This window comes from Bradyrhizobium sp. AT1 (assembly GCF_001590795.1).
GTDB lineage: Bacteria > Pseudomonadota > Alphaproteobacteria > Rhizobiales > Xanthobacteraceae > Bradyrhizobium.
Genome location: NZ_JXDL01000001.1, coordinates 3959742 through 3985784 on the forward strand (window position 1 = coordinate 3959742; position 26043 = coordinate 3985784).

The window sequence follows — 26043 nt, forward strand, 5'->3', positions numbered from 1 at the left end:
GGCCTCCAGCCCCGCCGGATGCCGTCGCAGCAAGACGCTCGTGATCGGGCGCGCGCCTTTCGCGCGGCCCGTTGGTTCGTTGCCCTGAAGGCGCCGCCACAATTTCGCAACGATGGACCAGCATTTTCAGCGCGGAATGGCGCATGGTCTTTGCCGACCGCCGATATATATTATCGGACGGCATGCGCTGGGGTTCGCGGGCAGGACGATGGAATTCTCGAGGGGTTTTGGCTGGACCAGGCTGCCGGTGCTGGCGGCCGCATTCATTTTGGGCTCGGTGCTGACGGTCTCGGCGCAGATCATTCCACCCTTCTCCCCTCCAGCGGCCGCGGCTGACGACGAGGCCGAGACAGAGGCCGTGGCGGAGGCTCCCGACGTCAACGACCCCGACGTGATGAAGGGCATCGACGTCGACAAGCTCGACTGGAGCCAGCTCGCGGTCGATGCCGGCACCGGCATTGACCCCATGGCCGCCAAAAAGCGCGCCCAGGCCGCCGGCAAGGACGGACTGGACTGGTCGTCGAACCAGAATGCGAACGGCTCCTCGGCGGTGACGGTGAAGCAGTCGGTATTCGAATTCTGGGATACGCGGGTCGGCGCCGACCTGACGGTGGCGAGCGAGCCGAGGACGATGTCCGAGCTGCTGGCGCAGAAGGCCAGTAATGGCGGCAACCTGCCGCAATCCTCCGGCAGCGCCTGGGCGACGGCAACCGCGCCCGGCGCGGGCGTGATCTGGGACAAGACCGCGGTGGAAGCCCGGGTCGATCCCGGCTCGGAGCAGAGCAAGCTCGGGGCCTCGCTGACCAAATCGGTGCCGCTGTCGGGCGATACCTCGCTGACGCTGCAGAACGGCTACAGCGTCAACCAGCAGGGCACCAGTGCAGTCCCCGGCATCGGCGGCCACATCACCACCCGCAATTACGAGACAGACCAGTCCGCCAAGGTCACGCTCAGCGACACCGGCACCAGCATCAGCGCCGGCCAGACGCTGTCGACCACCGACGACAAATGGCTGCGCAAGGTCGGTGCCGAGCAAAAGCTGTTCGACAACGTCACCGTCTCCGGCTCGGTCGGCGAGACCTCGCAGGGCGCGATCAACAAGAGCGTGACGGCTGGCTTCAAGAAGAGCTGGTAGCGACCTAGGCGCCTTCCCTCATCCCGAAGGCGCATTGCGGCGTTCACACTCTGCTAACCATACGCCACGGCAAAGCCCCCGAATCGTCCGCCCTTGCCGTATCTCGGCCAAGTTGCGGTCAAATTCCGACGCCCTAGTCGGGCTGACCGAATTCGTCGTGCGGGGGACACTCGCGCTGCGCTCAACGCGAACAGGGGAACAACGATGAACGCCATGCGTCCGGAAAAGATCGAAGGCACCGAGACCGAGACGGTCGACACCAACCTCGCCGCCGTGACGGAAGTCGAGGCCGGCATCCGCGACTTCGTCCGCAACGACATCGCCTATCTGCGCCGCCCGGCGGCGACCACCACCAGCGACGCGCCGCCGCTCGACCCGAGCGCGGAAGCCACCGTCAATAACGTCAACTCGCTGATCCAGCGCGTTGCCGGCACCTCGCTCGCCGAAATCGAGAACCTGATCTCGGAGCTCGAGAGCCTGCGCGACCTGCTGCACGCCGAAGGCCAGCGCGTCCAGCGCGAGATCTCCGGCTATGCCCAGCTCAGCCAGGCCGCGATGAAGTCGACCCGCATGATTTCCGACAACGTCGCGCAGTGGAAGCGCGCCGCCGACGGTTTGCGGAATAGCTGATCGCACGACGAAAGCATCACCGAACCGCCGCGCTCCGCAAGGGGCGCGGCGGTTTTGATTCCGGCGGTCTCGTGCCCCGGACGCGGTGCGGCACGCAGTGACGCGCCGCAGAGCCGGGGCCCATGCCTCAGTCGAAATGGCTTCGAGATGGGCCCCGGCTCTGCGCGGCAGCGCAAGAGCGCTGCAGCGCGTCCGGGACACGAGAGTATGGCTTGAACCCTCCGCCCATCCCCAACGACTAATGCCCAGCGCCGGCAGCCTTGCCGCCGGGCTTGGGGACATGTCACATGGAAAGCATTCGGCCCGACACCACGGACCCGATCCCGTTGCGGCCCGCGCCGAATCAATTCGGCACGATCATGCTGCGCTTTGTCGGGTTGCTGGCGGTTGCGATCGCCGTCCTGGCGTTCGTCTATAGCCGCTGAGCTGCGGCGGCCGGATACCGGCCGCGAAAGATGAACGAACTCTTACCGGCTCGCGTCGACGGCCGAGGCTTCCAGGGTGTAGGCGCCATCGGCATAGCCCTTCACCACCATGCCGGCGACCAGCATCACGGCCAGCGTCGCCGTCGCGAAGATGAATCCAACAAACTTGAGTGCGCCGCGATCAGCCATGGTCCTCGTCCCCTGTCGTCTGCCCAATTCGTTTCAAATAGACAGCGACAGGTTCATAATTAGTTAGCAACTGACTGGTTCCGCCAAACTGCTTCGCGGTAACCATGTCGCGCAGGCTTATGGCAGCGGTCCCGAAACGCGTCCATAGCGCGCGGGCAACACTCGCGCACTGATTTGGACCGTTCATCTTGGAACGAATCTAACCGCCCGTGCGCGTCGGCACGAAGGCTGAAGCCGTGATGGAGTAGACCTCCTCACCGCGCTGGTTGGTGCCGGTGGTGCGAGCGGTCAGGATGCCCCAGCCGGGGCGCGAGGCTGAGGTGCGCTTGTCGATGACGACATTGACGTAAGCGACGGTGTCGCCGGCGAGCACCGGCCGGATCCAGCGCAGGTCGCGAAAGCCCGGCGACGGACCCCACACCGCGATCTCCTCGCCGCGCGCTGCGGCTTCGCGCGCCAGGCGCTGGCCGTCGGCGACAAGCAGGCTCATGCAGGCCGAGCCGACATGCCAGCCGGAGGCCGCGAGTCCGCCGAACAGCGAGTTCTTTCCCTCCTCCTCGTCGAGATGAAATCGCTGCGGATCGAACTTGGCGGCGAACGTCTTGATGGCCTCCGCCGTGAACGTATAGGCGCCGATCTCGCGGCGCTGGCCGATCTCGATGTCGTCGAAGAACCGCATCAGACCGTCCCCTCGCGCCGCTTGATCAGGATCGGCGAGGTCATCTCGGCGAGCGCCAGCCCAGCCGCGTTGCGCGCGGTGCATTTGAACTTGACGATGCCAAGCTCGGGCCGGCTCTTCGAGGTGCGTGCTTCCAGCACGTCGACATCGAGCGTGAGGTCGTCACCGGGCCGCAAGGGCGACAGCCATCGCACTTCGTCGACACCGGGAGATCCCAGCGAAGCGGCGCGGGTGATGAAACCGTCGGCCATCATCCTCATCATGAGCGAGCAGAGGTGCCAACCCGAGCCGGACAGGCCGCGCAGCATGCTCTTGCTGGCAGCCTCCTCGTCCAGGTGCATCGGCTGCGGATCGAACTCGGCGGCAAAGGCCAGAATCTCGTCGCGGGTGACATGGCGCGGGCCGAACGTGCCGAACCGGCCGGGCGGAAAATCTTCGAAGGTCAGGGTCATCTTGGGAAAGCTTTGCGGGAATGACAGATTGTGGCCGCACTTTGCGGCAATCTCAACCCGCCGGCCCGCATGGCTCGTGCTACATACGGGGCGGCGGCGGCCTTGAGTCGGACCCATCGAGGGCCGGGACCTGAGTGCCAAGGCCGGTTTGCGGGCCGATTTGTCCTGGGGAGAGCAATGTTTTCATTCAGCGACCTTTTCCAATGGGACCGCTTCATCACGCCGACGATCATCAAGACCTTCTATTGGCTGGTGATCGCACTGATCTGCCTGTTCGGCCTCTCCGGCATCTTCTCAGGGCTCGCGGCAATGGCGATCAGCCCGTTCGGCGGCTTCCTGGTGCTGCTGTCGTCGATCGCCAGCGTCGTCGTCGGCATCGTGTTCTCGCGCATCGTCGCCGAGCTGATCCTGATCGTGTTCCGCATCAACGAGCATCTCGGTGCGATCCGGGACCAGGGCGGCGGGATGCGGTGAGGCTCTCGTGTCCCGGACGCGGCGCGGCATGAAATGACGCGACGCAGAGCCGGGACCCATGCATCCGCAATCAAAACTCCTGGGCCCCGGCTCTGCAGCGCACCGCTGAAGAAGCGCTGCGTCGCGTCCGGGGCACGAGAGCGCCTGTTACGTATTGAACCTGAAATGCATCACGTCGCCATCGGCGACGACGTATTCCTTGCCTTCGAGCCGGAGCTTGCCGGCGTCACGCGCGCCGGCTTCGCCGCCGAGTGCGACGTAATCCTCATACGCGATCGTCTCGGCGCGGATGAAGCCCTTCTCGAAATCGGTGTGGATCACGCCGGCAGCCCCGGGCGCCTTGGTGCCGCGATGGATGGTCCAGGCGCGCGCTTCCTTCGGGCCTACGGTGAAATAGGTGATGAGGTCGAGCAGTGTGTAGCCGGCGCGGATCAGGCGGTCGAGGCCGGCCTCGTCCAGCCCCAGCGTCTCCAGGAAATCTGCGCGCTCGTCACGCGAGATGGTGGCGATCTCGGATTCGATCTTGGCGGAGATGACGACGGCGACTGCGCCTTCCTTGGCGGCCTGGTCCTGCACGGCCTTGGAGAACGAATTGCCCGTCGCGGCCGAGCCTTCCTCGACGTTGCAGACATAGAGCACCGGCTTGGACGACAACAGGCCGAGCATGCCGAAAGCACGCTCCTCCTCCGCCTTGCGCTCGACGAGACGCGCCGGCTTGCCCTCGCGCAGCAGCACCAGGGTGCGGTTGACGAGGTCGAGCTGCTCCTTGGCGTCCTTGTCGCTGCCCTTGGCCTTCTTGGTGAGGTTGTCGACGCGCTTCTCGAGGCTGTCGAGATCGGCGAGCATCAGCTCGGTCTCGATGGTCTCGATGTCGGCGAGCGGGGCGATCTTGCCCTCGACATGGGTGATGTCGGAATCCTCAAAGCAGCGCACCACATGTGCGATGGCGTCGACCTCGCGAATGTTGGCCAGAAACTGGTTGCCGAGGCCTTCACCCTTGGACGCGCCGCGGACGAGGCCCGCGATGTCGACGAAGGTCAGCCGGGTCGGGATGATCTGGCCGGACTTGGCGATCGCCGCGAGCTTGTCGAGCCTGGGGTCCGGCACCGCGACTTCGCCGACGTTCGGCTCGATGGTGCAGAACGGATAGTTCGCGGCCTGCGCCGCGGCCGTCTCGGTCAGCGCATTGAACAAGGTCGACTTGCCGACATTGGGCAGTCCGACGATTCCGCATTTGAAACCCATGATGGTCCTGGCCTCCGCGCTACGCGCGCAAATGTCTTCCGAACTCGTCATGCGCGGGATTCGACCCGCGCATCCATCGTCTTCGCAGGATGGATCGCCGGATCAAGTCCGGCGATGACCGGTGTTATTCCTTGCCGTTCTCGTCCTTGGTCAAAAATCCCTTCGCCTGCATGGCGAGATGCACCCTGTTGGCGAAAGTCGCGTCCGTGCCCTTGGCCACCAGGCCTGCGTGCTCGGCCACCGCCTCGCACAGGGTCGCCACCCAATCATTGTCGGCCTTGGCGAAGTCCGACAGCACGTGGCCGTGCACCAGTTCCTTGACGCCGGGATGACCGATGCCGAGCCGCACGCGGCGATAGTCGTTGCCGATATGCGCCGAGATCGAACGCAGGCCGTTATGGCCGGCGATGCCGCCGCCGATCTTCACCCGCACCTTGCCCGGCGGCAGTTCGAGCTCGTCATGGAACACGGTGACGTCGCCAGGGACGATCTTGAAGAAGCTTGCGGCGTCCTGCACGGCACGGCCGGAATCGTTCATGTAGGTCGTCGGCTTGAGCAGGATCACGCGCTCAGTGCCGAGCGTGCCTTCCGAGGTGTCGCCCTGAAAACGGCGGCGCCATGGTGCGAAACCATGACGCCGCGCGATTTCGTCGACGGCCATGAAGCCGATATTGTGCCGGTTGCGTGCGTATTTCGCGCCGGGATTGCCGAGCCCAACAAAGAGTCGCATGACGCGGCGCGCCCTCGCTCGGCGCGCGATCGAGGACCGCGCGCCAGCCTTGAGAGATTACTTCTTCTTGTCGCCGCCGGCAGGAGCCTTGGCAGCAGCCGCCGGAGCCGCAGCACCCGCGGCAGGAGCCGCACCAGCCGCCGGAGCAGCCGCAGCAGCGCCGGGAGCTGCAGCCGCAGCCGCGGCCTTCTGCTCTTCGGCATAGCCGGACGGCGGCACGATGGTGACGAGGGTCGCGTCCTCGCGGGTCAGCGCCTTCACGCCGTTCGGCAGCTTGACGTCGGACAGATGCAGCGAGTGACCGATTTCCAGCGAGCCGACATCGGCCTCGATGTACTGCGGAATGCTCTCGACGCCGCATTCGAGCTCGATCGCGTGGGCGACGATGTTGACGGTGCCGCCGCGCTTCACGCCCGGGGACGCTTCCGACTTCACAACATGCAGGGGCACGCTGATACGGATGGTAGCGCCTTCGCCGAGCCGCATGAAATCGACATGGATCGGGAAGTCCTTGACCGGATCGAGGTGATAGTCGCGCGGAATCACGCGGTGCTTCTTACCCTCGAGATCGATGTCCACCAGCGTGGTCAGGAACCGGCCGGCGAGGATGCGCTGGCGCAGTTCGCGATCTTCGATCGAGATCGTGACGGGGGGCTGGTTGTTGCCATAGATCACTCCGGGCACGCGCCCGGCGCGACGCTCAGCCCGGGCGGCCCCCTTGCCGCTCTTCGGACGTGCGGTCGCCTTCAATTCCTTGACGGTCGTCGCCATGTCGTTAAGTCCTTGTTTTTGCAAAAGTTAATGGGCCGCAGCGCGGCCCATGGCATAGCTCGCAGCAAGCCTCCAGGGGTGCGGGGGCCACGAACTTGGCGGGCTTTTACCCGGAAGACGCGGAAATGACAAGGAGAATGGGCCGGGAATGGCATCCCTTGTAGCCCGGATGGAGCGCAGCGAAATCCGGGACCTGCCCACCGTTGGAACTGACCCGGATTGCGCTGCGCTCCATCCGGGCTACGAGACCGAGGTTATCCCCCGAGCTTGGCCTCCAGCGCCGCGATGCGCGCCTTCAGCGCCTCGTTCTCCTCGCGCGCGAGGCGGGCCATGTCCTTGACCGCCTCGAACTCCTCGCGCTTGACCAGATCCATGTCGCGCAGGAATTTTTCGGCCTGGGTGCGCATCACGGTGTCGAACTCGCGCTTGACGCCCTGGGCGGCACCGGCAGCATCGTTCATCAGGCGGCCGATCTCGTCGAAAAACCGGTTGTTGGTCTGGGTCATGTCGGTCTCCGATAAACTTTGCGCGAACTCTCCGAAACACAATGGCAATCCAAAGGGAGCGGTTCAAGGGCCGCGAGGTGGTATCCTTGTCATGCTCCGGTTTCCTTGCAATCGTACTCAACGTCCCTGCATAAGAAGAATCCCAGGGCGTCTGCCGGCGCTCGACCGCCGCGATCTCGCTTGGAAATAGAAGGCGCGATGCCCTTTCTGCTCATCGACTTCCCTGCCTTCAAGCCGATCGCGCTCGAGATCGGCCCGTTCGCGATCCGCTGGTATGCGCTGGCCTATATCTGCGGCATCGTGTTCGGCTGGCTCTATGCGCGCTCGCTGCTGAAGAAAGAGCGCCTGTGGGGCGGCCCGGCACCGATGTCGCTGGTGCAGATCGACGACTTCATCCTCTGGGTCACGCTCGGCATCATCCTCGGCGGCCGCACCGGCTACGTGCTGTTCTACAATCTGCCCTTCTTCATCGATTACCCCGCCGCGATCTTCAGATTGTGGGAGGGCGGCATGTCTTTCCACGGCGGCTTCCTCGGCTGCGTCGTCGCGGTGATGTGGTTTGCCTATCGCAACAACATCCCGATCCTGTCGCTCGGCGACATCACGACCGCCGTCGCCCCGGTCGGCCTGCTGCTCGGGCGCATCGCCAATTTCATCAATGGCGAATTGTGGGGCCGCGCCACCGATGCCAGCCTGCCCTGGGCGATGATCTTCCCCAACGATCCCACGCAGCTGCCGCGTCATCCGAGCCAGCTCTACCAGGCCGGCATGGAGGGCATCCTGCTGTTCACGGTGCTCGCGATCATGATCCGCTGCGGCGCCCTGAAGCGGCCCGGCATGATCCTTGGCGCCTTCATCCTGGTCTATGGCCTGGCCCGGATCGCCGGCGAGCATTTCCGCGAACCGGACCCGCAACTCGGCTTCCTCTGGGGCGGATTAACCATGGGCATGCTGTTGTCGATCCCGATGCTTATCGTCGGCGGTGTACTTATTGTATTGGCGGTCAGGCGCGGTGCGCCGAAGCCGCTCGAGGCCAACAGTTAATTCCTTTCGAGAAGATAGCCGTGACCGAACAGCCGCTGCTCAACGAGATCAAGGCGCTGATCAAATCCTCAGGCCCGATGCCGGTCTGGCGCTACATGGAACTGTGCCTGATGCATCCGCGTCATGGCTACTACGTCTCGCGCGATCCGCTCGGGCGTGAGGGCGACTTCACCACCGCGCCCGAAGTCAGCCAGATGTTCGGCGAGCTCCTGGGGTTGTGGACCGCCTCGGTGTGGAAGCAGATGGGCTCGCCGCAGTTTTTGCGGCTGATCGAGCTCGGGCCCGGCCGCGGCACAATGATGGCGGACGCGCTGCGCGCGCTCCGCGTGCTGCCGCCGCTGTACCAGGCACTCCACATCCACATGGTCGAGGTCAATCCAGTGCTGCGCGAGCGGCAGGGTGCGACGCTGTCCGCCGTACGCAACATCTCCTGGCACGACAGCATCGACGACGTGCCGGAGGGGCCGAGCATCATCCTCGCCAACGAATATTTCGACGTGCTGCCGATCCACCAGATGGTCCGCCACGAGAACGGCTGGCACGAGCGCGTGATCGAGATCGACGGCAACGGAAAGCTCCAATTCGGCGTGGCGCCGGAGCCGACGCCGCGCTTCGACGTGCTGCTGCCGCCGTTGGTGCGCGCCGCGCCCGTCGGCGCCGTGTTCGAATGGCGGCCCGACGGCGAGATCATGAAGCTCGCCACGCGCGTGCGCGACCAGGACGGCGCGGCGCTGATCATCGACTACGGCCACTTACGCAGCGATGCCGGCGACACCTTCCAGGCGATCGCGCGTCACACCTTCGCCGATCCCCTGAAGGCGCCCGGGCAGGCCGACGTCACCGCCCATGTCGATTTCCAGGCGCTGGCGGGTGCGGCCGAGGCTGTCGGCGCGCGCGTGCACGGGCCGGTGACGCAGGGCGACTTCCTCAGGCGGATCGGCATCGACACCAGGGCCGCCGCCCTCATGCAGAAGGCGACGCCGGAAGTGGCCACCGACATTTCGATCGCCCTCAAGCGCCTGACGGAAACCGGGCGCAGCGGCATGGGCTCGATGTTCAAAGTGCTCGGCATCTCCGAGCCGCGGCTGACGGGCATTGCCGGCCTCAGCGATCTCGAACCGGCCGGAGACGATTGATGACCCTCACCTCGTCGCTGCTGTCGGCCGTCCCCGGACTTCGCCACGCATTCTTCACCCGCGAAGGCGGCGTCTCCGGCGGCATCTATTCCGCGCTGAACGGCGGGCTCGGCTCCAGCGACGATCAGAGCCTGGTCGCGGAGAACCGCCGCCGCATGGCCGAGCATGTCGGCGTCGCGGCGGATCGCTTCCTCAGCCTGCACCAGATCCATTCGCCCGACGTGCTCGTGGCGGAAGCGCCGTGGCCGGGCGGGCCGCGACCGAAGGGCGATGCGCTGGTCACGAAAACGCCCGGCATTGCGCTCGGGGTCTCCACCGCCGATTGCGGGCCGGTGCTGTTCGTCGACCCCAACGCGCGCGTGATCGGCGGCGCGCATGCGGGGTGGAAGGGCGCGCTGACCGGCGTGCTGGAGGCGACGATCTCGGCGATGGAGACGCTCGGCGCCACGCGCAGCGGCATCATCGCCGCGATCGGCCCCTTGATCCGGCAGGAGAGCTACGAGGTCGGCAACGAGTTCGTGACACGCTTCATCGAGGCGGACGCGGAGAACGCGATGTTCTTCATCCCCTCGCGGCGCGAGGGACACGCGATGTTCGATCTCGCCGGCTTCATCCGCAAGCGGCTGGAAGGTGCCGGCATCCTGATGATCGACGATCTAGGCCTGGACACCTACGCCGACGAGCGCTTCTTCAGCTATCGCCGCTCGGTGCATCGCCAGGAGCCGGATTACGGCCGTCACGTCCACGCCATCGCGCTGGAAGCGTAAGGTCTCGTGCCCCGGCTCTGCGATCTCGATCTCGGCGACAATCTGAGCCCGGCTCAGCGCAGCGGCACTGCGCGCCGCAACGCGTCCGGGACACGCACCGTTTTCCGGACCATCGCTTCGAAGGCTGCGCGCTCGAAGCGTGAACACACAGGCAACTCCGCGTCATTCCGGGGCGATGGTCCTGTGCGATGACAGTGGCCTGTGTCGCCCCTGCCCTAGACCTTAATCGATTTTAACGATATCGCTGCCCTCCATAATGAGGGACGCGTCATTCATCCTGGGCCGCGCGGGTTCGCGCGTGCTGGCGGTCATGCTGCTGGCGGCCTCAGCCGCGCTTGGCGGCTGCGCCGGCGGTGGTGGCGGCGCCGCCAATTCCTACGCCATGGCACCGAGCACCGGCTCGGGTGCGACGGTCGCCTTCGAATCGATCGACGGCCCGCCGCCGCAGGTGTTCGACCGCATGGTCGGCGTGCTCGACAGCGAATCCAAGCTGCGTAGCCTGTCCGTCGTCTCCCGTGAGGGGACGGCTGCCTATCGCGTGCGCAGCTATCTCTCCGCCCAGGTGGTGCGCGGAAAGACCGTGATCGCCTGGGTTTGGGACGTCTACGACGCCAACCAGCAGCGCGCGCTGCGCCTCTCCGGCGAGGAACCCACGTCCGCCAAGGGCGGCCGCGATCCCTGGGGCGCGGCCGACGACCTCGTGCTGCGGAAGATCGCCCAGGCCGGATTCAGCGGACTTTCCAACATGATCAACGGAACACCGGATGCACCTGGCGCAGCGCCAGGCTTGCGGGGACCGGCGGTGGCGAGCGTGATCAACGACGTCCCGGCGCCTGAGATGCCGAGCTCGGCGCTCGGCTATGCCGAGCGATAACCCCCGCTAAACCACGGCCCAAGAATTCCAGGACTCGCGGCCAAGCCGTTGGCCCGACTCAGGATTTTCAAAGGGAAAACGTAGCATCCCGGGTTGCCATCGCAGCCCTCGGCCTGATATTTCCTCGCCCGTCGTAACCGTGCTTCCAGTGGGATCTGAGATGTTGAACGTCGTATCCAGCAAAGCGCGGGAGGAAGCATCCATGTCGGGCAAGAACGGCTCCATCAAGCTCGTCGCCGGCAACTCCAATCCGGCCCTCGCCCAAGCCATCGCGCAGGGCCTGGACCTGCCGCTGACCAAGGCGGTGGTTCGGCGCTTCGCCGACATGGAGATCTTCGTCGAGATCCAGGAAAACGTCCGCGGCTCGGATGCCTTCATCATCCAGTCGACCTCGTTCCCGGCGAACGACCATCTGATGGAATTGCTGATCATCACCGACGCGCTGCGCCGCTCCTCGGCGCGCCGCATCACCGCGGTGCTGCCCTATTTCGGCTACGCGCGGCAGGACCGCAAATCGGGCTCGCGCACGCCGATCTCGGCCAAGCTCGTCGCCAATCTGATCACGCAGGCCGGCGTCGACCGCGTCATGACGCTCGACCTGCACGCCGGCCAGATCCAGGGCTTCTTCGACATCCCGACCGACAACCTCTATGCCGCGCCGCTGATGGTGCGCGACATCAAGGACAAGTTCGACCTCTCCAAGACGATGGTGATCTCGCCCGACGTCGGCGGCGTGGCCCGCGCGCGCGGCCTTGCCAAGCGGATCAACACCCCGCTCGCGATCGTCGACAAGCGCCGCGAACGTGCGGGCGAGTCCGAGGTCATGAACGTGATCGGCGACGTCGCCGGATACACCTGCATCCTGATCGACGACATCGTGGACTCCGGCGGCACGCTGGTGAACGCGGCCGACGCGCTGATCGCCAAGGGCGCCAAGGACGTCTACGCCTACATCACCCACGGCGTGCTCTCCGGCGGCGCGGCCGCCCGCATCACGAACTCCAAGCTGAAGGAGCTCGTGATCACCGACTCGATCCTGCCGACCGAGGCGGTGACCAAGGCGCCGAACATCCGAACACTGCCGATCGCCAGCCTGATCTCGGACGCGATCGCGCGCACCGCGGCGGAAGAGTCGGTGTCGAGCCTGTTCGACTGACACCGTCGTTCCGGGGCGGCGCGTAGCGCCGAACCCGGAATCCATCTTGCAGCGATCCGTTTCGACAAATGGATTCCGGGTTCACGCTGCGCGCGCCCCGGAATGACCAGACCTACCCGACGATCCCCGCCGCGACCTGGCCGCGCAGGCGCTCCAGGCCGAGCAACGTCTCGGCACAGGCAGCCGCGACCTCGACGCCCTTGATCGCAAAGTGCCTGCGGAAGAAGTCGTAATGCACCTCGGTCTCGTGGAATTGCTGCGGCGTCAGCACGGCCGAGAACACCGGCACCTCGGTGCGCAGTTGCACGTCCATCAGCGCCTTGATCACGGTGTCGGCGACAAACTCGTGGCGATAGATGCCGCCGTCGACGACGAGGCCGGCCGCGACGATGGCGGTGTAGCGCCGCGTCTTGGCGAGGACCTGCGCATGCAGCGGGATCTCGAACGAGCCCGGCACCTCGAACACGTCGACATGGGTGAGATGGCGCGCTTCGGCCTCCTTCATGAAGGCGATGCGGGCCTCCTCGACCACGTCGCGGTGCCAGCAGGCCTGCACGAAAGCCACCCGCTGCGGCTTGGCAAAGCGAGGGTGCTCGGTCGCAGGTCCTTGCGGAACCGGCGGTTGGGGGACTTCAACTTCGGCTTTGGAAGTTTCGGCTTGGGGGTCTTGCAACATCTGATTCATGGCTTTCCTCGGTTCAAGGACCAGAATCAGGGCACACGGAACGACAAACAGCCGCACCTTGCGATGCGTCTGCCACCGACCGTTCTCTTTCATCCGGACTTTAACCGTCGGCTTCGGAGTTGCACCGAATCTGCTGACCCTTCCGTTCGGGATACCCCCTCGCGGAAGGCGCTCGCGGGCTTAGGCCTTTCGGCCCTTACCGCCGGTGGGGACTTTCACCCCGCCCTGAGAACATCGGCCGCCCGGAATGAACGGCCTGTCCGGAAATATGCAGCCGGCGGACCGGCGCGGCAAGTATGTTCCGCATGGGCAAATCGCATGGTCCCATGCCATCGCCGTGGGAGCGGCCCTCGCCGCGCGGAATTAACGATTGGCGCCTCGCCGGATCCGATTCCGGTTTGTTCTCCTCGATCTCGATCGAGGACTCCCGGCGTTAAGAATTGTGGCGGAGATGAGCTGTGGACGAACGAGTCCTGGCTTGTGGACGGACTCGGGACCCCGTTGCGCAGATTCCGCAAATCACATCACTTGATCCGCGACAGGCCCGCGCTGATCCGAGGGATCGCAAGACCCCGAGGAGATCGCAAAGGCGACTCCGAGGGGACGCCGTAGCGACGTTTAGGGAGCGTGCGCCGGGCCCAACCGTGTGCGTATCAAAGACAACAAGAAGGCAAGAGGTCGAGACGGCATGTCCCTGCTCGAAGGCACTATCGATTCCAAAAGCCATCCGCTCGCGGTGGTCGAGGATATCGCTGCCAGCAACAACTGGCCGTTCGAACGCTCCGGCGAAGACGAACTCACGATTGTCTCGAAGGGACAATGGACCGACTACCAGCTCTCCTTCACCTGGATGGGCGAGATCGAGGCGCTGCATCTGGCCTGCGCTTTCGACATGAAGATTCCGTCCGCGCGGCGCGGCGAGGTGCAGCGGCTCGTCGCCGCCGTCAACGAGCAGCTGTGGGTCGGCCATTTCGACCTGTGGACCAACACCGGCATGGTGATGCATCGCCAGGCGCTGGTGCTGCCGGGCGGGCTGACCGCTTCGACCGCGCAATGCGAAGCCATGCTCGCCGGCGCCATCCACGCCTGCGAGCGCTATTTCCCCGCGTTCCAATTCGTGGTGTGGGCCGGCAAGACCACGACCGAGGCGATGGACGCGGCGATGTTCGACACGGTCGGAGAGGCGTAAGGCTCGCCTCCCCTCTCTGTCGTCCCGGACGAGCGACACGTCCGCCGTAGCTCGAAGAGCGAAGGCGGAAGCGAAGATCCGGGACCCAGACCGCGTGATGTCTCTTGTGGCACGCGACTTGTTGCCAACACCTGCATCCACTAGAACCGCCTGTGTCCCCGCTTTCGCGGGGACGACACTGAGTGTATGGCGGCTGCAATGGCGAACAACCTCCTTCAAGACATCACCGGCACCATCCTGCTCGCCGGCGCCGGCAAGATGGGCGGCGCGATGTTGACCGGATGGCTTGCGGGCGGGCTCGACCCGCGCCGCGTCGCGGTAGTCGATCCGCACATCTCGCCTGAGATCACCGCGCTTGCCGCCAAGGGCGTCGCGCTCAATCCCGATGTGAAAGCGGCCGGCCCGGTCGAGACGCTGGTCGTCGCGGTGAAGCCGCAGATGTTCCGCGAGGCTGGCGCGAGGCTGAAAGCGTTCGTCTCGGACCAGACCTCCGTGGTCTCGATCATGGCGGGAACCACGATCGCCTCGCTGCAGGAGGTCTGCGGCGGCGCCGTGGTGCGCGCGATGCCGAACACGCCGGCCGCGATCGGCCGCGGCATCACCGTCGCCGTCGCGGCGAGCAATGTCAGCACCGCGCAGCGCGCGATCGCCGATGCGCTGCTGCGCGCCACGGGCTCGGTCGAATGGGTCGAGGATGAAGGCCTGATGGACGCGGTGACGGCCGTCTCCGGCTCGGGGCCGGCCTATGTGTTCCTGCTCGCCGAGGAGCTCGCGCGCGCCGGCGTCGAGGCCGGGCTCCCCGAGGCGCTGGCAACGAAGCTCGCCCGCGAAACGGTGGCGGGCTCCGGCGAGCTGCTGCACCAGTCGGAGCTTCCCTCCGCCACGCTGCGCCAGAACGTCACCTCGCCCGGCGGCACCACGGCCGCAGCGCTCAGTGTGCTCATGGGCGAACCCGGCCTGCGCGAGCTGATGATCCGCGCGATCGCAGCGGCGACGCAGCGGTCGAAGGAATTGGCGAAGTAACCGCTACGCCCCGAGCCGCTTGTTGAACATCTCGACATTGACGAGCCCGCGCGCATGGCGGCCTTCGCCGAGCTTGCGCGTGCCCTCGAACGCCTCGACCTCGAAGCGGATGACGCGGCGCTCCACCGCGGTGACCTTCGCTGTGGTCCGCACCGTGGCGCCGACCAGGGCTGCTGCGAGATGGCGAATATCGACCTCGGTGCCGACGGTGACCCAGCCCGGCTGAAGCGCGGCGCGGATCGCATCGCCCGAGGTCATCTCCATTTCCAGGATCATCATCGGCGTCGCGTAGACAAAAGGCATGCCGGGCACGAAATGCCCGACCGTGCGCTCCGCCGGGACCACCAGCGTGCGCTCGGCGCTCATGCCGATGGTGATGAAATCGCGTGCGTCCATGGTGGCCTCAAACTCCGCTGTCGTCCCGGACAAGCGAAGCGCAGATCCGGGACCCATAACCACAGGACTGAGTTTGGCGAAGGCTCGGAGTTACCAGCTCGCGCCATAACCACGCCCTGTGGTTATGGGTCTCCGCGCCCGTGCGCAATTGCGCACTAGGCGGGGACGACACCTGTTATTGCCGCACCAGCGCTGGCTACTTCTTCGCCGCTGCCGCGCGCTCCACGAAGGTCTTGCCGCCCTTCATCTTGTGGCGGAGCGGGGCTTCGTTGATCTGGATGACGACGGCATCGGCGTCGACGCCGAGATTCTTCACCAGCGCCTGCGTGATGTCGCGCATCATGCCGGCCTTCTGCTCGTCGGTGCGGCCCTCGGCCATGCTGACGGTGATCTCAGGCATCGTTCTCTCCCTCTTCTCTCACCGTCATGGCCGGGCTCGTCCCCGCCATCCACGGTCTTCGCTATCAAACAAGACGTGGATGCCCGGGACAAGCCCGAGCATGACGACGCCAGTGAATAGCTAGCCCCAGCTCACGTCATGGCGGGCCAGGACCTCGCGCACTTTCGCGACGAGATCGGCTTCGCTGCACGAGAACTGCGCCGGCCGGCTCTCGCGCCATTCCTGGTTGGAGGCGATCGCGGCGGCCGCTTTGGCGCCTTCGATCAGGTCCTTGATCTGCAGCTCGCCGCGCGCTTTTTCATCCGAGCCCTGGATGATCACACAGGGACTGTTGCGGCGGTCGGCGTATTTGAGCTGGTTGCCCATGTTCTTGGGATTGCCGAGATAGAGCTCGGCGCGGATGCCCGCGGTGCGCAAGGACGCCACCATCTTCTGATAGTCGGCGACGCGGTCGCGATCGAACACGGTGACGACGACGGGGCCGAATTCGGGCCGCGTGTCGAGCTTGCCGAGCAAGGTCAACGCGGCCTGGAGGCGCGACACGCCGATCGAGAATCCAGTCGCCGGCACCGGCTCGCCGCGGAAGCGCGAGACGAGGCCATCGTAACGACCACCGCCGCCGACCGAGCCGAACCGCACCGGGCGGCCCTTCTCGTCCTTGGTCTCGAGCAGCAGTTCGACCTCGTAGACCGGGCCGGTGTAATATTCGAGGCCGCGCACGACGGACGGATCGATCTTGATGCGATCCGCACCATAGCCCGACGCCGTGACCAGCTTTGCAATCTCTTCCAGCTCGCTCACGCCGGCCTGACCGACCTGGCTCTTGGCGAGATAGGTTTCCGCCGCGGCAATGGCCTCTTTCCAATCCTCGCGTGGCTTGGTGATGGCGAGAACGACGTCAGCATCCGCTTCGCTGAGATTGGCGCCCTTGGTGAAGTCGCCCTTGCCTTCCTCGCCGCCATCCCAGCGTCCGGGGCCGAGCAGCTTGCGCACTTCGTCGGCGGAGAATTTGTCGAGCTTGTCGATCGCGCGCAGCACGGTCAGCCTGCGCGCGGCGTTCTCGTCGCCACCGAGCCCGATGGATTCCAGAACGCCGTCGAGCACTTTGCGGTTGTTGACCTTCACGACATAGGAACCGCGCGCGATGCCGAGCGCTTCCATCGTGTCCGCGGCCATCATGCAGATCTCGGCGTCCGCCGCCGGCGTCGCCGAGCCCACCGTGTCGGCGTCGAACTGCATGAACTGGCGGAAGCGGCCGGGACCGGGCTTTTCGTTGCGGAAGACATAGCCGACACGGTAGCTGCGATAGGGCAGGACGAGCGCGTCGGTGCCGTAGCGCTCGCCGACATAGCGGGCGAGCGGCGCTGTCAGATCGTAGCGCAGGCTGATCCACTGCTCGTCGTCGTCCTGGAACGAGAACACGCCCTCGTTCGGACGGTCCTGATCGGGCAGGAATTTGCCGAGCGCGTCGGTGTATTCCATCGCCGGTGTCTCCACCGGCTCGAAGCCGTAGAGCTCGTAGACGGCGCGGATCTTCTCGACCATCTCGCGCGTCGCCCGGATCGCGGCAGGGTCGCGATCCTCGAGTCCGCGCGGCAGGCGCGCCTTCAGTTTCTGCGGTTTTTTGGGTTTCTCGGCCATGCGCGGCGTTTACCAGCCGGGGCGCGAGGCGGCAACTGCCCTACGGCTGCTCCATCCGCGCCCGGAGCGCGTCGGCATCGGCTTTCGGCATGGATTTGAGCAGTGGCTTGATGGTTTCGCCGCCGACGATCTTGCCGTTGCGCATGAACATCCAGTCTGAGATGTCGGCCTCGGCGAACTTCACCTCCTCGCCTGCCCGCCTGCCTGGGAGGTCGCGCGGCTCGTTGGCGAACCGGCCGGAATAGCTGCCGCTGGGCAGCTTCTTCACCTCGGCGATCCAGATGTGCTCCCCGCCCTTGCGGGTGGAAAAGTGCACCTTGAGGGAATGTCCGGTCTCCGACGGCTTTGGCGCGTCATAGGAGGCCCAGAAGGTGACAAGCGAGCTACGGGCGCGCGCGATCGCAGCATTCATCTCGGGATCGGCGGTCCGCACGTCAATGACGGGGGATCGGTCTTCGGCCGAAACCTCGGGCGGAGGGCTGATGGTCAGGATGCCGAGCACGCAAGCACCGGTGATGCCGACGAGAACGATCCATTTCAGGGGCTGGGAGAGCCTTGTTGCCATGATCGCGATATCCAGGACGACGTGATGTGTTCTGGCTTTGTCGCGGAGTTATGGCGATGCGTTCAGTGCACGAAAAGCCACTGGCATTGCGCGTTTCCCCTCTCCTCGTGAGAGAGGGAAAACGTTGTCGCTGCGGATCAAAACACCTTGCGGATCCAGTTGTGCGGATCGTTGGTGCGGCCGTACTGGATATCGACGAGCTGCTTGCGCAGGCCCATGGCGACCGGGCCGGCAACGCCGCCAGAGATCTCGAAGTCGCCGCTGACCGAACGCACCTTGCCGATCGGCGAGATCACGGCCGCCGTGCCGCAGGCAAATGCTTCCTTGAGCTTGCCTGAGGCTGCATCCTTGCGCCACTGGTCGAGCGAATACGGCTCCTCGCGCACCGTCTTGCCGGCATCCTTGGCCAGCGCGATGATGGAATCGCGGGTGATACCGGGCAGGATGGTGCCGAGCGGCGGCGTGAGCAAGGAGCCGTCGTCGAACACGAAAAAGACGTTCATGCCGCCGAGCTCCTCGATATAGCGGCGCTCGATCGCGTCGAGGAAGACGACCTGATCGCAGCCGTGCTGCATCGCCTCGGCCTGCGCGCGCAGGCTCGCGGCGTAATTGCCGCCGCATTTGACGGCACCAGTGCCGCCGACCGCTGCGCGCGTGTAATTCTCCGACACCCAGATCGAGACCGGCGCGGGCCCGCCCTTGAAGTACGAGCCGACAGGCGAGGCGATCACCGCAAAAATGTATTCGGACGACGGCTTGACGCCGAGGAAGGTCTCGCTCGCGATCATGAAGGGGCGCAGGTAAAGGCTGCCCTCGCCGCCCGGCATCCAGGCGCGGTCGATGCGCACAACCTGCTCGACCGCCTCGATGAAGACGTCCTCGGGCAACTGCGCCATCGCCATGCGATCCGCCGAATCCCTGAAGCGCCGCGCATTGGCGTCGGGGCGGAACAGGTTCACACCGCCGTCGTCGCGCTTGTAGGCTTTCAGACCCTCAAAGATCTCCTGCGCGTAGTGCAGGACGGCGCCGGCCGGATCCATCTGGAAGTTGGCGCGCGCCTCGATCTTCGCCTCGTACCAGCCGCCCTTGGCCTGGTTGTAGCGGACGATCGCCATGTGATCGGTGAAGACCCGCCCGAAGCCGGGGTCCACCAGCTTGGCGACGCGGTCCTTTTCGGGAGTCGGATTGGATGCGGGCTGGATGTCGAATGTCATGCTCATGTCCTTGGCTCCCGCTGCCGGTATCGGCGCTGTTCTGGCACCGGCCGCCCTGTTTTGGGCCGGCTGGCTTCATTAGGTGTCTGGCTGAACCACCGCCAGCCTTGTTACGGCCGGTTTCCCGTGGCCAGCATGTCGCCGAGGACATGCTTTTGCGGAACGCGGAAGTCCAGTATGTTTTGCCGAAATGCCGCTCGACAATCGCACGGTAGACCTGCTCCGGCCGTCGTCGCCTGTCCGGCTCTTTCCGCCGTCCTTGCTTCGACGCCGCCCGCCGCGAAACGATCTAAAGTTTCGTGCGGGTCGATCGTTTTGTAACATTGAACCCAAGATACGTCAATATGCCTGACATAAATTTCGCGACTTCCTCTCACGACGCCGCCGAGCCCAGGCCGGCCGCAGACGATGGAGGCAATTTGCGCTGGGATATCATCGAGCTACTGTTCTTCGCCTATCGCGACTTCGTCGGCGATCCCGACCAGGAGCTGGAGGCTTTCGGCTTCGGCCGGGCCCATCACCGGGTCATGCACTTCGTCTACCGCTATCCCGGCCTCAAGGTCGCTGATTTGCTCGATGTCCTGCGCATCACCAAGCAGTCGCTCGGCCGTGTGCTCAAGCAGCTCCTGGACGAGGGCTACATCGTGCAGAAGACCGGCGACAACGACCGCCGCCAGCGCCTGCTCTACGCGACGCCGAAAGGCGAAACTCTGGTGCAGAAGCTGGCCGGTCTGCAGACCACGCGGATCACCAAGGCGCTCGCCGAGATGAGCCCGCAGGATGCCGAGACGGTCAAGCGTTTCCTCCGTGCGATGATCGATCGGGACGATCCGGACAAGGTGCTCGAGACGATCTTCGCTTCCGTCAACAACGCCAAGGAGTGACCGTGCCGCTCGCTGCCACTCTCGCCCGCCCGCCGGCGCGCCCGGCCGACGACGCGCCGCATCTGCTGCTCGTCGACGACGACCGCCGCATCCGCGATCTGCTCTCGCGCTTCCTCGCGGCAGAGGGCTACCGCGTCACCACCGCCGCAAGCGCCGGCGATGCACGGTCGAAATTGCTGGGTCTGCATTTCGACCTCTTGATCCTCGACGTGATGATGCCCGGCGAGACCGGCTTCGATCTCGCCCGCTTCATCCGGACCTCCTCCTCGGTGCCGATCGTGATGCTGACGGCGCGCCATGAAGCTGAGGCCCGCATCGAGGGCCTGCAGATCGGCGCCGACGACTACGTGGCCAAACCGTTCGAGCCGCGCGAGCTGGCGTTGCGCATCAACAACATCCTCAAGCGCGCCGCCCCGCCGCCGCAGGCCGCGACGATCGAGAAGATCGCCTTCGGTCCCTACATCTACCATCTCGACCGCGGGGAGCTGCGCCAAGGCGAGGAGGTCATCCACCTCACCGACCGCGAGCGCGAGATGCTGCGCATTCTCTCGGAGACGCCGGGCGAGACCGTGCCGCGCAGTGCGCTGACCGGCAATGGCAGCGTCAACGAGCGCGCCGTCGACGTGCAGATCAACCGCTTGCGGCGCAAGATCGAGACAGACCCCGCCAATCCGCTGTTCCTCCAGGCGGTGCGCGGCATCGGCTACCGCCTGGTGGCCTCGCCATAGATCAAGTGAAGCGCGCCAGATGAGCACGATCGATACCGGCCTGACGCTGTTGAAGAGCGCCGCCGGCCGAGTCTCCGCCGTCAATGGCTGGATGGGCAATGCGTTCAAGGGCTGGATGCCGACCGGCCTCTACGCCCGCGCGCTCCTCATCATGATCGTGCCGATGGTGGTGCTGCAATCGGTCGTCGCCTTCGTGTTCATGGAGCGGCACTGGAACACGGTGACGCGCAGATTGTCCGCCGCGGTGGTGCAGGACATCGCCGCGCTGATCGACGTCTACAAGGGCTATCCGCAGGACAAGGATCGCACCGAGATCCGCCGCATCGCGCAGCAGCGCCTCGGCCTCGTGGTCGACTTCCTGCCCGCCGGCGACATGCCGCCGCCGGGACCAAAGCCGTTCTTCTCGCTGCTCGACCAGACGCTGTCGGTGCAGCTCGGCCGCCAGATCGGACGCTCGTTCTGGATCGATACGGTCGGCCGCTCCAATCTGGTCGAGATCCGCATCCAGCTCGACGATGCCGTGATGCGGGTGTTCGCGCAGCGCAGCGCCGCCTATGCCTCGAACTCGGAGATCTTCCTGTTCTGGATGGTCGGCACGTCGTCGATCCTGCTGATCGTCGCGGTGCTGTTCCTGCGCAACCAGATCAAGCCGATCCTGCGCCTTGCCGACGCTGCCGAAAGTTTTGGCAAGGGCCGCGAGGCGCCGAACTTCAGGCCGCGCGGCGCGCGCGAGGTACGGCGCGCCTCCGTCGCCTTCCTCGAGATGAAGTCGCGCATCGAGCGCACCATGGAGCAGCGCACCGCGATGCTCGCCGGCGTCAGCCACGATCTGCGCACCATCCTGACCCGCTTCAAGCTCGAGCTGGCGCTGATCGGCGACAGCCCCGAGCTCGAGGGCATGCGCAAGGACGTCGACGAGATGTCGATGATGCTGGAAGATTACCTCGCCTTTGCGCGCGGCGATTCCGGCGAGCAGTCGCAGCCGACCGACATGGCGCAGGCGCTCGAGGAGCTGCGCGGCGACGCCGAACGCCATGGCCATACCGCGACCGTTGCCTTCCACGGCCTGCCCGTCGTGACGGTGAAACCGGCGTCGTTCAAGCGCTGCCTCGCCAACCTCGTCACCAACGCGGCGCGTTACGGCAAGAGCATCGCCATCACCGGCCAGCGCGATCACCGTTATTTGACCGTCACGATCGACGACGACGGGCCGGGCATTCCCACGCATCTGCGCGAAGAAGTGTTCAAGCCGTTCCTGCGGCTGGACAACGCTCGCAACCAGGACGAGGGCGGCACGGGCCTTGGCCTCGCCATCGCCCGCGACATCGCCCGCTCCCACGGCGGCGACATCACGCTGGGCGACAGTCCGATGGGGGGATTGAGGGCGAGCGTGCGGATTCCGGTGTAGCCGAGCTGGCCGTAGCCCGGATGGAGCGCAGCGCAATCCGGGATTCTTTCTTCGCAACCGATACAAGGCCCCGGATTACGCTGCGCTCCATCCGGGCTACGAACGCGCGAAGTTTTACTTCGGCAGCAGCGCTTTCAGCTTGTCCATGTCGCGCACGTTCATCTTGAAGCCGCCCGGCATCACGATGTCGCCGGGCTTCTGTTCCGGCTTGCAGGCCCCCAGCCATTTGGCTTGCAGCGTCATGGTGGTATCGCGCCCCGCAGCGCCGGCGGCGCCGCCTTGCGCGTGTGAGGAGGTCTTCACCGTATAGGCCGAATTGAAATCGCCTGATATCTCGGCATGCGACGTCGTGCTGACGCCGGCGACGCTGCACTCGGAATCGCTGACATAGCCGGTTGCGGTCTTCTTGATCTCCTGCTTGGAGCAGATCTGCTTGGCCATCGGGGAGACGTTGTCGTTCATCTGCTTGTCGACGGTCTCGTCCGTGCAATGCTGCATGGTCATCTCGGGCACCGGCGAGCCTGATGTGACCAGCTTCATTTCCCAAAGGCCGGCCTTGCGCACAGGCAGATCGTCGGCGCTGGCGCCGCCCGCCGCCACAAGGCAAAGCATCGAGCCGAGCAAAGCGAGTTTGCGCGTCATGCGAGAAGCTCCCGGCTGAGAGATCGAAGCGTTACGAGAACGCCTCAGTAGAGCGTGCGGATCGGCTGGGCGGCGGCGCCATAAGGCACCCAGCGGCAGGAGAACGAGATGTAACCGCCCTCATAGCCCTGCACCGCCAGGAATTTCACCACCTTGCCATAGCGCGCGCAGTGATCGACCGCGACCTGCCGGGCATCGACCTGGGTCGCCATCGAATAGGCGATGATGCCGCCGGTGTCGTTGCCCTTGAACGGCGGCACATAGTCGGCGCGCGCCGGCTGGCTCGCCGTCATGCCCGAGACAACCAGGCAGGCAAGAAGGCCCGCGGCCGCAATGATTCGCATTCCCGTCACTCCAATTGGCTGGCCGCCAGTCTACGGTGCCGGGACGGAAGTGAAAAGAACCGAAGCCCTTCTGAGTGCGACGTTGTGGTCAACTCCTGGCGAAGTGTTGCCGCGCTGCACTTGACCTCCCCCGGCCTTCGCGGCACCGTCCAGCCTTCGCAAAGACTTCAGCAGTCCGGATTGACCATGCGCGCCCCCTCCCAGAAATCGCTCCGCTTTGCCGCTTTGCTCGGCCTCATGTTCGGGGCGCTGTCGCTCGGCGAGGCCAGGGCCGCCAATCCACTGGAGCTGAACTTCTGGCTGAGCGGACCGCGCTATGACGGCACCGTCGCCGATTGCGAACGAGCGCTGCCGACGATCGCCACCCAGTTCTGGGAAAAGGAAAGCACGTTCTGGAATTCTTCTTTGAAGATCACCGGCTTCGCCGCCGTTCGCGAGACCGCGTTCCGGCCCTGGCAGTCCGACAACATTCCGCGCCGCTATTGCAGCGCTGACGCCATGCTCACGGACGGCAAGGTCCGTAAGGTGCATTACTCGCTGATCGAGGATGGTGGCTTCGCCGGCTACGGCAACGGTGTCGAGTGGTGCGTGGTCGGGGTTGACCGCAACTGGGCCTATAATCCGGCCTGCCGCGCCGCCAAGCCCTGATCAGGGAAGCCCTGATTCGGATCGCTCGGGGCGCCGAATGACCACCCCCTGAATTTTGTTCTTGAAATGTTCTTGTCGACTGCTAGGCTGCCGTGCACAGTCTAGTTGAGGGGCGTTGCCATGTTTCATTCCAGATTGCATTCGTTCTCCCGCCTGGTGATCTCGCTGGCCCTTTCCTTGATCCTTGCCGCCGGCCTGGCCTCGTTCGCCGGTGACGCAAAGGCCCAGGACAAGCGGCAGAACGCGCCGGGCGAATTCGACTTCTATGTGATGTCGCTGTCGTGGTCGCCCTCGTTCTGCGAGGAGGCGGCCGAGCGCGGCGGCCGCTCGCAGATCCAGTGCGGCGGACGGCCCTACGCCTTCGTGGTGCACGGACTGTGGCCGCAATATGAGAACGGCTTTCCGGAATATTGCCAGCGTCCCGCGCCGCGGCTGAACCGCAGCATCGTCTCCTCGATGCTCGATCTGATGCCGGCGCCGGGCCTGATCTTCAACGAATGGGACAAGCACGGCACCTGCTCCGGCCTTGAAGGCCGCAGCTATTTCGAGACGATCCGCAAGGCGCGCGCCGCGATCAAGATTCCAGCCGAATATCTCGATCTGTCGCAGGCCAAGACCGTGGCGCCGGCGGAGGTCGAGGAGGCCTTCATCAAGGCCAATCCGGGTCTGAGCAGCACCGCCATCTCGGTCACTTGCAACCGCACCCGGCTCTCCGAGGTCCGCATCTGCCTCAGCAAGGACCTGCAATTCCGCGCCTGCGAGGAAACCGACCGCCGCGCCTGCCGCCGCGACCAGGTGACGATGCCGCCGATCAGGGGCGGTTAGGCCCGATTCTTAGACCGTCATTCCGGGGCGCGCGTAGCGCGAACCCGGAATCCATCTATCCGCATTGCCGGTAGCGAAATGGATTCCGGGTTCGGTGCTGACGCACCGCCCCGGAATGACGGCCGTTACTTTCGGCGCGCGATGTCGTAACTCAGCTCCATGAATTACCGCCACGCCTTCCATGCCGGCAGCTTCGCCGATGTCATCAAGCACATCGTGCTGGCGCGCATCATCACCTATCTGCAGGACAAGCCGGGCGCGTTCCGCGTCATCGACACCCATGCCGGGGCCGGCCTCTACGACCTCGACAGCGACGAGGCGCGCCGGAGCGGCGAATGGCTGACCGGCATCGCGCGACTGATGCAGGCTCGCCTGTCGAACGAGAGCGCGGCGCTGGCCAAGCCCTATCTCGACATCGTCCGCGCCTTCAATCCGAAGGGTGAGCTCAAGGCCTATCCGGGCTCGCCGTTGATCGCGCGCGGCCTGCTCAGGCCGCAGGACCGGCTCGTCGCCTGCGAACTCGAGCCGAAGGCGCGAAAGGCGCTGATCGGCGTACTGCGCCGCGACGAACAGGCCCGCGTGGTCGACCTCGACGGTTGGGTGGCGCTGCCGGCCTTCGTGCCGCCAAAAGAGCGGCGCGGCCTCGTGCTGATCGATCCGCCCTTCGAGGCCAAGGACGAGTTCGAGCGACTGGGCGAAGCCTTCTCGACGGCCTTCGCGAAATGGCCGACCGGCATCTACCTGATTTGGTATCCGGCCAAGAACCGCCGTGCCACCGACCTGCTGGCCCAAACGGTGGCGCGGCTCGCAGCTGCAGCAAAACCACCGGGAAAATGTCTGCGGCTGGAATTCAGCGTCGCGCCCCAACTCGATGGCGGGGCTCTCGCCTCGACCGGGCTCCTGATCGTCAATCCGCCCTACACGCTGCAGGGCGAGCTCAAAACGATCCTGCCCGAGCTGGAAATGCCGCTCGGCCAGGGCGGCGCTGCCAGATTCCGATTAGAGATCCCCAAGCCCTGAAGAGAGGCCGTAACACTCCGGCATTCTTGGGAAAAATATGCAGGAGCGGTAGTCAATCTGCAGAGAACCGTATTATGCTGTTTCCGTGACTGGCTTTACGTTCCGCTTCCGCGAATGGTTGCGGCGGAGTGAAGGCCTAAGAAAGATCCGGCCGGACCGCTTACGGTCCGCCCAAGGATGGCCAGCTCTCCCGGGCTCCGTAACGCCCGGTCATGTCG

32 protein-coding genes and 1 riboswitch are annotated in these 26043 nt (G+C 65.3%); of the genes, 17 read left to right on the top strand and 15 right to left on the bottom strand.

Annotated features, from left to right (window positions below; all coding sequences use genetic code 11):
- Positions 1–208 precede the first annotated feature (208 nt).
- The 3 genes from SE92_RS18455 to SE92_RS36730 all read left to right on the top strand — a co-directional run bounded on the left by SE92_RS18455 (position 209) and on the right by SE92_RS36730 (position 2190).
- A complete protein-coding gene (locus SE92_RS18455; protein ID WP_063197232.1) occupies positions 209–1135 on the top strand; it encodes a hypothetical protein in 927 nt (308 codons plus the stop codon).
- 204 nt (positions 1136–1339) lie between these two features.
- Positions 1340–1765 carry a hypothetical protein gene (locus SE92_RS18460; RefSeq protein WP_063197234.1) on the top strand — a complete coding sequence of 142 codons (426 nt, stop codon included), beginning with the start codon at positions 1340–1342 and terminating at the stop codon, positions 1763–1765.
- Positions 1766–2052: 287 nt separating this feature from the next.
- Entirely contained in the window at positions 2053–2190 is a 138-nt protein-coding gene (locus SE92_RS36730; RefSeq protein WP_018648329.1) for a hypothetical protein, read from the top strand.
- A gap of 42 nt (positions 2191–2232) precedes the next feature.
- Here the strand turns inward: SE92_RS36730 and SE92_RS36735 are convergent, their stop codons facing one another.
- The 3 genes from SE92_RS36735 to SE92_RS18470 form a co-directional block, all read right to left on the bottom strand.
- The gene (locus tag SE92_RS36735; RefSeq protein WP_018318322.1) at positions 2233–2379 is read right to left on the bottom strand and encodes a hypothetical protein; all 147 of its coding nucleotides are present in this window, start codon (positions 2377–2379) and stop codon (positions 2233–2235) included.
- 199 nt (positions 2380–2578) lie between these two features.
- Positions 2579–3058, bottom strand: coding sequence for a MaoC family dehydratase (locus SE92_RS18465; RefSeq protein WP_063197236.1), 480 nt, complete (start codon positions 3056–3058; stop codon positions 2579–2581).
- Positions 3058–3510 (bottom strand): MaoC family dehydratase, encoded by a 453-nt coding sequence (locus tag SE92_RS18470; protein WP_063197238.1) that lies wholly within the window; start codon positions 3508–3510, stop codon positions 3058–3060. The genes SE92_RS18465 and SE92_RS18470 overlap by 1 nt, the downstream gene beginning before the upstream one ends.
- A gap of 177 nt (positions 3511–3687) precedes the next feature.
- On the opposite strand from SE92_RS18470, the gene SE92_RS18475 reads away from it, so the two are divergent.
- Positions 3688–3984 (top strand): DUF4282 domain-containing protein, encoded by a 297-nt coding sequence (locus SE92_RS18475; RefSeq protein ID WP_018648333.1) that lies wholly within the window; start codon positions 3688–3690, stop codon positions 3982–3984.
- 147 nt (positions 3985–4131) lie between these two features.
- Here SE92_RS18475 and ychF read toward each other — a convergent pair whose 3' ends face one another.
- The 4 genes from ychF to SE92_RS18495 all read right to left on the bottom strand — a co-directional run bounded on the left by ychF (position 4132) and on the right by SE92_RS18495 (position 7236).
- Positions 4132–5229, bottom strand: coding sequence for a redox-regulated ATPase YchF (gene ychF, locus SE92_RS18480; RefSeq protein ID WP_063197240.1), 1098 nt, complete (start codon positions 5227–5229; stop codon positions 4132–4134).
- A gap of 124 nt (positions 5230–5353) precedes the next feature.
- Positions 5354–5959: an aminoacyl-tRNA hydrolase gene (gene pth, locus SE92_RS18485; protein ID WP_063197242.1), complete on the bottom strand. Its 606-nt coding sequence runs from the start codon at positions 5957–5959 to the stop codon at positions 5354–5356.
- A gap of 57 nt (positions 5960–6016) precedes the next feature.
- Complete coding sequence (locus tag SE92_RS18490; protein ID WP_063197244.1) at positions 6017–6730, bottom strand: 50S ribosomal protein L25/general stress protein Ctc; 714 nt, start codon at positions 6728–6730, stop codon at positions 6017–6019.
- Between the two features lie 254 nt (positions 6731–6984).
- On the bottom strand, positions 6985–7236 hold the full coding sequence (locus tag SE92_RS18495; protein WP_007596812.1) for an accessory factor UbiK family protein: 252 nt from the start codon (positions 7234–7236) through the stop codon (positions 6985–6987).
- Between the two features lie 198 nt (positions 7237–7434).
- Between SE92_RS18495 and lgt the strand changes: the two genes are divergently transcribed.
- The 5 genes from lgt (at position 7435) to SE92_RS18520 (ending at position 12213) form a co-directional block, all read left to right on the top strand.
- A complete protein-coding gene (lgt, locus tag SE92_RS18500; protein WP_063197246.1) occupies positions 7435–8280 on the top strand; it encodes a prolipoprotein diacylglyceryl transferase in 846 nt (281 codons plus the stop codon).
- Between the two features lie 20 nt (positions 8281–8300).
- Positions 8301–9416: a class I SAM-dependent methyltransferase gene (locus tag SE92_RS18505; protein WP_063197248.1), complete on the top strand. Its 1116-nt coding sequence runs from the start codon at positions 8301–8303 to the stop codon at positions 9414–9416.
- Positions 9416–10183: a peptidoglycan editing factor PgeF gene (gene pgeF, locus SE92_RS18510; RefSeq protein ID WP_063197250.1), complete on the top strand. Its 768-nt coding sequence runs from the start codon at positions 9416–9418 to the stop codon at positions 10181–10183. Before SE92_RS18505 ends, pgeF begins: the two co-directional genes overlap by 1 nt.
- 256 nt (positions 10184–10439) lie before the next feature.
- Positions 10440–11057 (top strand): hypothetical protein, encoded by a 618-nt coding sequence (locus tag SE92_RS18515; RefSeq protein WP_063197252.1) that lies wholly within the window; start codon positions 10440–10442, stop codon positions 11055–11057.
- A 202-nt stretch (positions 11058–11259) separates the two neighbouring features.
- Positions 11260–12213 (top strand): ribose-phosphate pyrophosphokinase, encoded by a 954-nt coding sequence (locus tag SE92_RS18520; protein ID WP_063203619.1) that lies wholly within the window; start codon positions 11260–11262, stop codon positions 12211–12213.
- A gap of 112 nt (positions 12214–12325) precedes the next feature.
- Here SE92_RS18520 and SE92_RS18525 read toward each other — a convergent pair whose 3' ends face one another.
- Positions 12326–12898, bottom strand: a complete 573-nt coding sequence (locus SE92_RS18525; RefSeq protein ID WP_063203620.1) for a 6,7-dimethyl-8-ribityllumazine synthase — start codon at positions 12896–12898, stop codon at positions 12326–12328.
- A 77-nt stretch (positions 12899–12975) separates the two neighbouring features.
- A riboswitch (FMN riboswitch) is annotated at positions 12976–13135 on the bottom strand.
- A 451-nt stretch (positions 13136–13586) separates the two neighbouring features.
- Between SE92_RS18525 and SE92_RS18530 the strand changes: the two genes are divergently transcribed.
- Positions 13587–14087, top strand: a complete 501-nt coding sequence (locus SE92_RS18530) for a type III secretion system chaperone family protein (RefSeq protein ID WP_063197254.1) — start codon at positions 13587–13589, stop codon at positions 14085–14087.
- Positions 14088–14285: 198 nt separating this feature from the next.
- On the top strand, positions 14286–15110 hold the full coding sequence (gene proC, locus SE92_RS18535; protein ID WP_063197256.1) for a pyrroline-5-carboxylate reductase: 825 nt from the start codon (positions 14286–14288) through the stop codon (positions 15108–15110).
- A gap of 3 nt (positions 15111–15113) precedes the next feature.
- Here the strand turns inward: proC and SE92_RS18540 are convergent, their stop codons facing one another.
- The 5 genes from SE92_RS18540 to SE92_RS18560 all read right to left on the bottom strand — a co-directional run bounded on the left by SE92_RS18540 (position 15114) and on the right by SE92_RS18560 (position 19332).
- On the bottom strand, positions 15114–15506 hold the full coding sequence (locus SE92_RS18540; RefSeq protein ID WP_063197258.1) for a thioesterase family protein: 393 nt from the start codon (positions 15504–15506) through the stop codon (positions 15114–15116).
- Positions 15507–15702: 196 nt separating this feature from the next.
- Positions 15703–15906: a tautomerase family protein gene (locus SE92_RS18545; RefSeq protein WP_008144861.1), complete on the bottom strand. Its 204-nt coding sequence runs from the start codon at positions 15904–15906 to the stop codon at positions 15703–15705.
- Between the two features lie 120 nt (positions 15907–16026).
- On the bottom strand, positions 16027–17547 hold the full coding sequence (hisS, locus tag SE92_RS18550) for a histidine--tRNA ligase (protein WP_063197261.1): 1521 nt from the start codon (positions 17545–17547) through the stop codon (positions 16027–16029).
- Between the two features lie 40 nt (positions 17548–17587).
- The gene (locus tag SE92_RS18555; protein ID WP_063197263.1) at positions 17588–18112 is read right to left on the bottom strand and encodes a YegJ family protein; all 525 of its coding nucleotides are present in this window, start codon (positions 18110–18112) and stop codon (positions 17588–17590) included.
- A gap of 137 nt (positions 18113–18249) precedes the next feature.
- The gene (locus SE92_RS18560; protein WP_063197265.1) at positions 18250–19332 is read right to left on the bottom strand and encodes a branched-chain amino acid aminotransferase; all 1083 of its coding nucleotides are present in this window, start codon (positions 19330–19332) and stop codon (positions 18250–18252) included.
- Between the two features lie 338 nt (positions 19333–19670).
- On the opposite strand from SE92_RS18560, the gene SE92_RS18565 reads away from it, so the two are divergent.
- From SE92_RS18565 to SE92_RS18575, 3 genes are read left to right on the top strand one after another with little or no spacing between them, the layout of a single operon-like run.
- Positions 19671–20210 (top strand): MarR family winged helix-turn-helix transcriptional regulator, encoded by a 540-nt coding sequence (locus SE92_RS18565; RefSeq protein ID WP_063197267.1) that lies wholly within the window; start codon positions 19671–19673, stop codon positions 20208–20210.
- Entirely contained in the window at positions 20207–20938 is a 732-nt protein-coding gene (locus SE92_RS18570) for a response regulator (RefSeq protein WP_063197269.1), read from the top strand. The genes SE92_RS18565 and SE92_RS18570 overlap by 4 nt, the downstream gene beginning before the upstream one ends.
- Before the next feature lie 19 nt (positions 20939–20957).
- Entirely contained in the window at positions 20958–22346 is a 1389-nt protein-coding gene (locus tag SE92_RS18575; RefSeq protein ID WP_063197271.1) for an ATP-binding protein, read from the top strand.
- A gap of 114 nt (positions 22347–22460) precedes the next feature.
- On the opposite strand, the gene SE92_RS18580 is transcribed toward SE92_RS18575, so the two are convergent.
- Both SE92_RS18580 and SE92_RS18585 read right to left on the bottom strand, forming a co-directional pair.
- Positions 22461–22988, bottom strand: a complete 528-nt coding sequence (locus tag SE92_RS18580) for a DUF3617 domain-containing protein (protein ID WP_063197273.1) — start codon at positions 22986–22988, stop codon at positions 22461–22463.
- A 44-nt stretch (positions 22989–23032) separates the two neighbouring features.
- Positions 23033–23332 carry a hypothetical protein gene (locus SE92_RS18585; protein WP_063197275.1) on the bottom strand — a complete coding sequence of 100 codons (300 nt, stop codon included), beginning with the start codon at positions 23330–23332 and terminating at the stop codon, positions 23033–23035.
- A 186-nt stretch (positions 23333–23518) separates the two neighbouring features.
- Here SE92_RS18585 and SE92_RS18590 point away from each other — a divergent pair, with 186 nt between their 5' ends.
- From SE92_RS18590 to SE92_RS18600, 3 genes are all read left to right on the top strand, one after another.
- Positions 23519–23980 (top strand): hypothetical protein, encoded by a 462-nt coding sequence (locus tag SE92_RS18590; protein WP_063197277.1) that lies wholly within the window; start codon positions 23519–23521, stop codon positions 23978–23980.
- 120 nt (positions 23981–24100) lie between these two features.
- Positions 24101–24805 carry a ribonuclease T2 family protein gene (locus SE92_RS18595; protein ID WP_063197279.1) on the top strand — a complete coding sequence of 235 codons (705 nt, stop codon included), beginning with the start codon at positions 24101–24103 and terminating at the stop codon, positions 24803–24805.
- 159 nt (positions 24806–24964) lie between these two features.
- Entirely contained in the window at positions 24965–25825 is an 861-nt protein-coding gene (locus SE92_RS18600; RefSeq protein ID WP_063197280.1) for a 23S rRNA (adenine(2030)-N(6))-methyltransferase RlmJ, read from the top strand.
- The last annotated feature ends 218 nt before the right edge of the window (positions 25826–26043 follow it).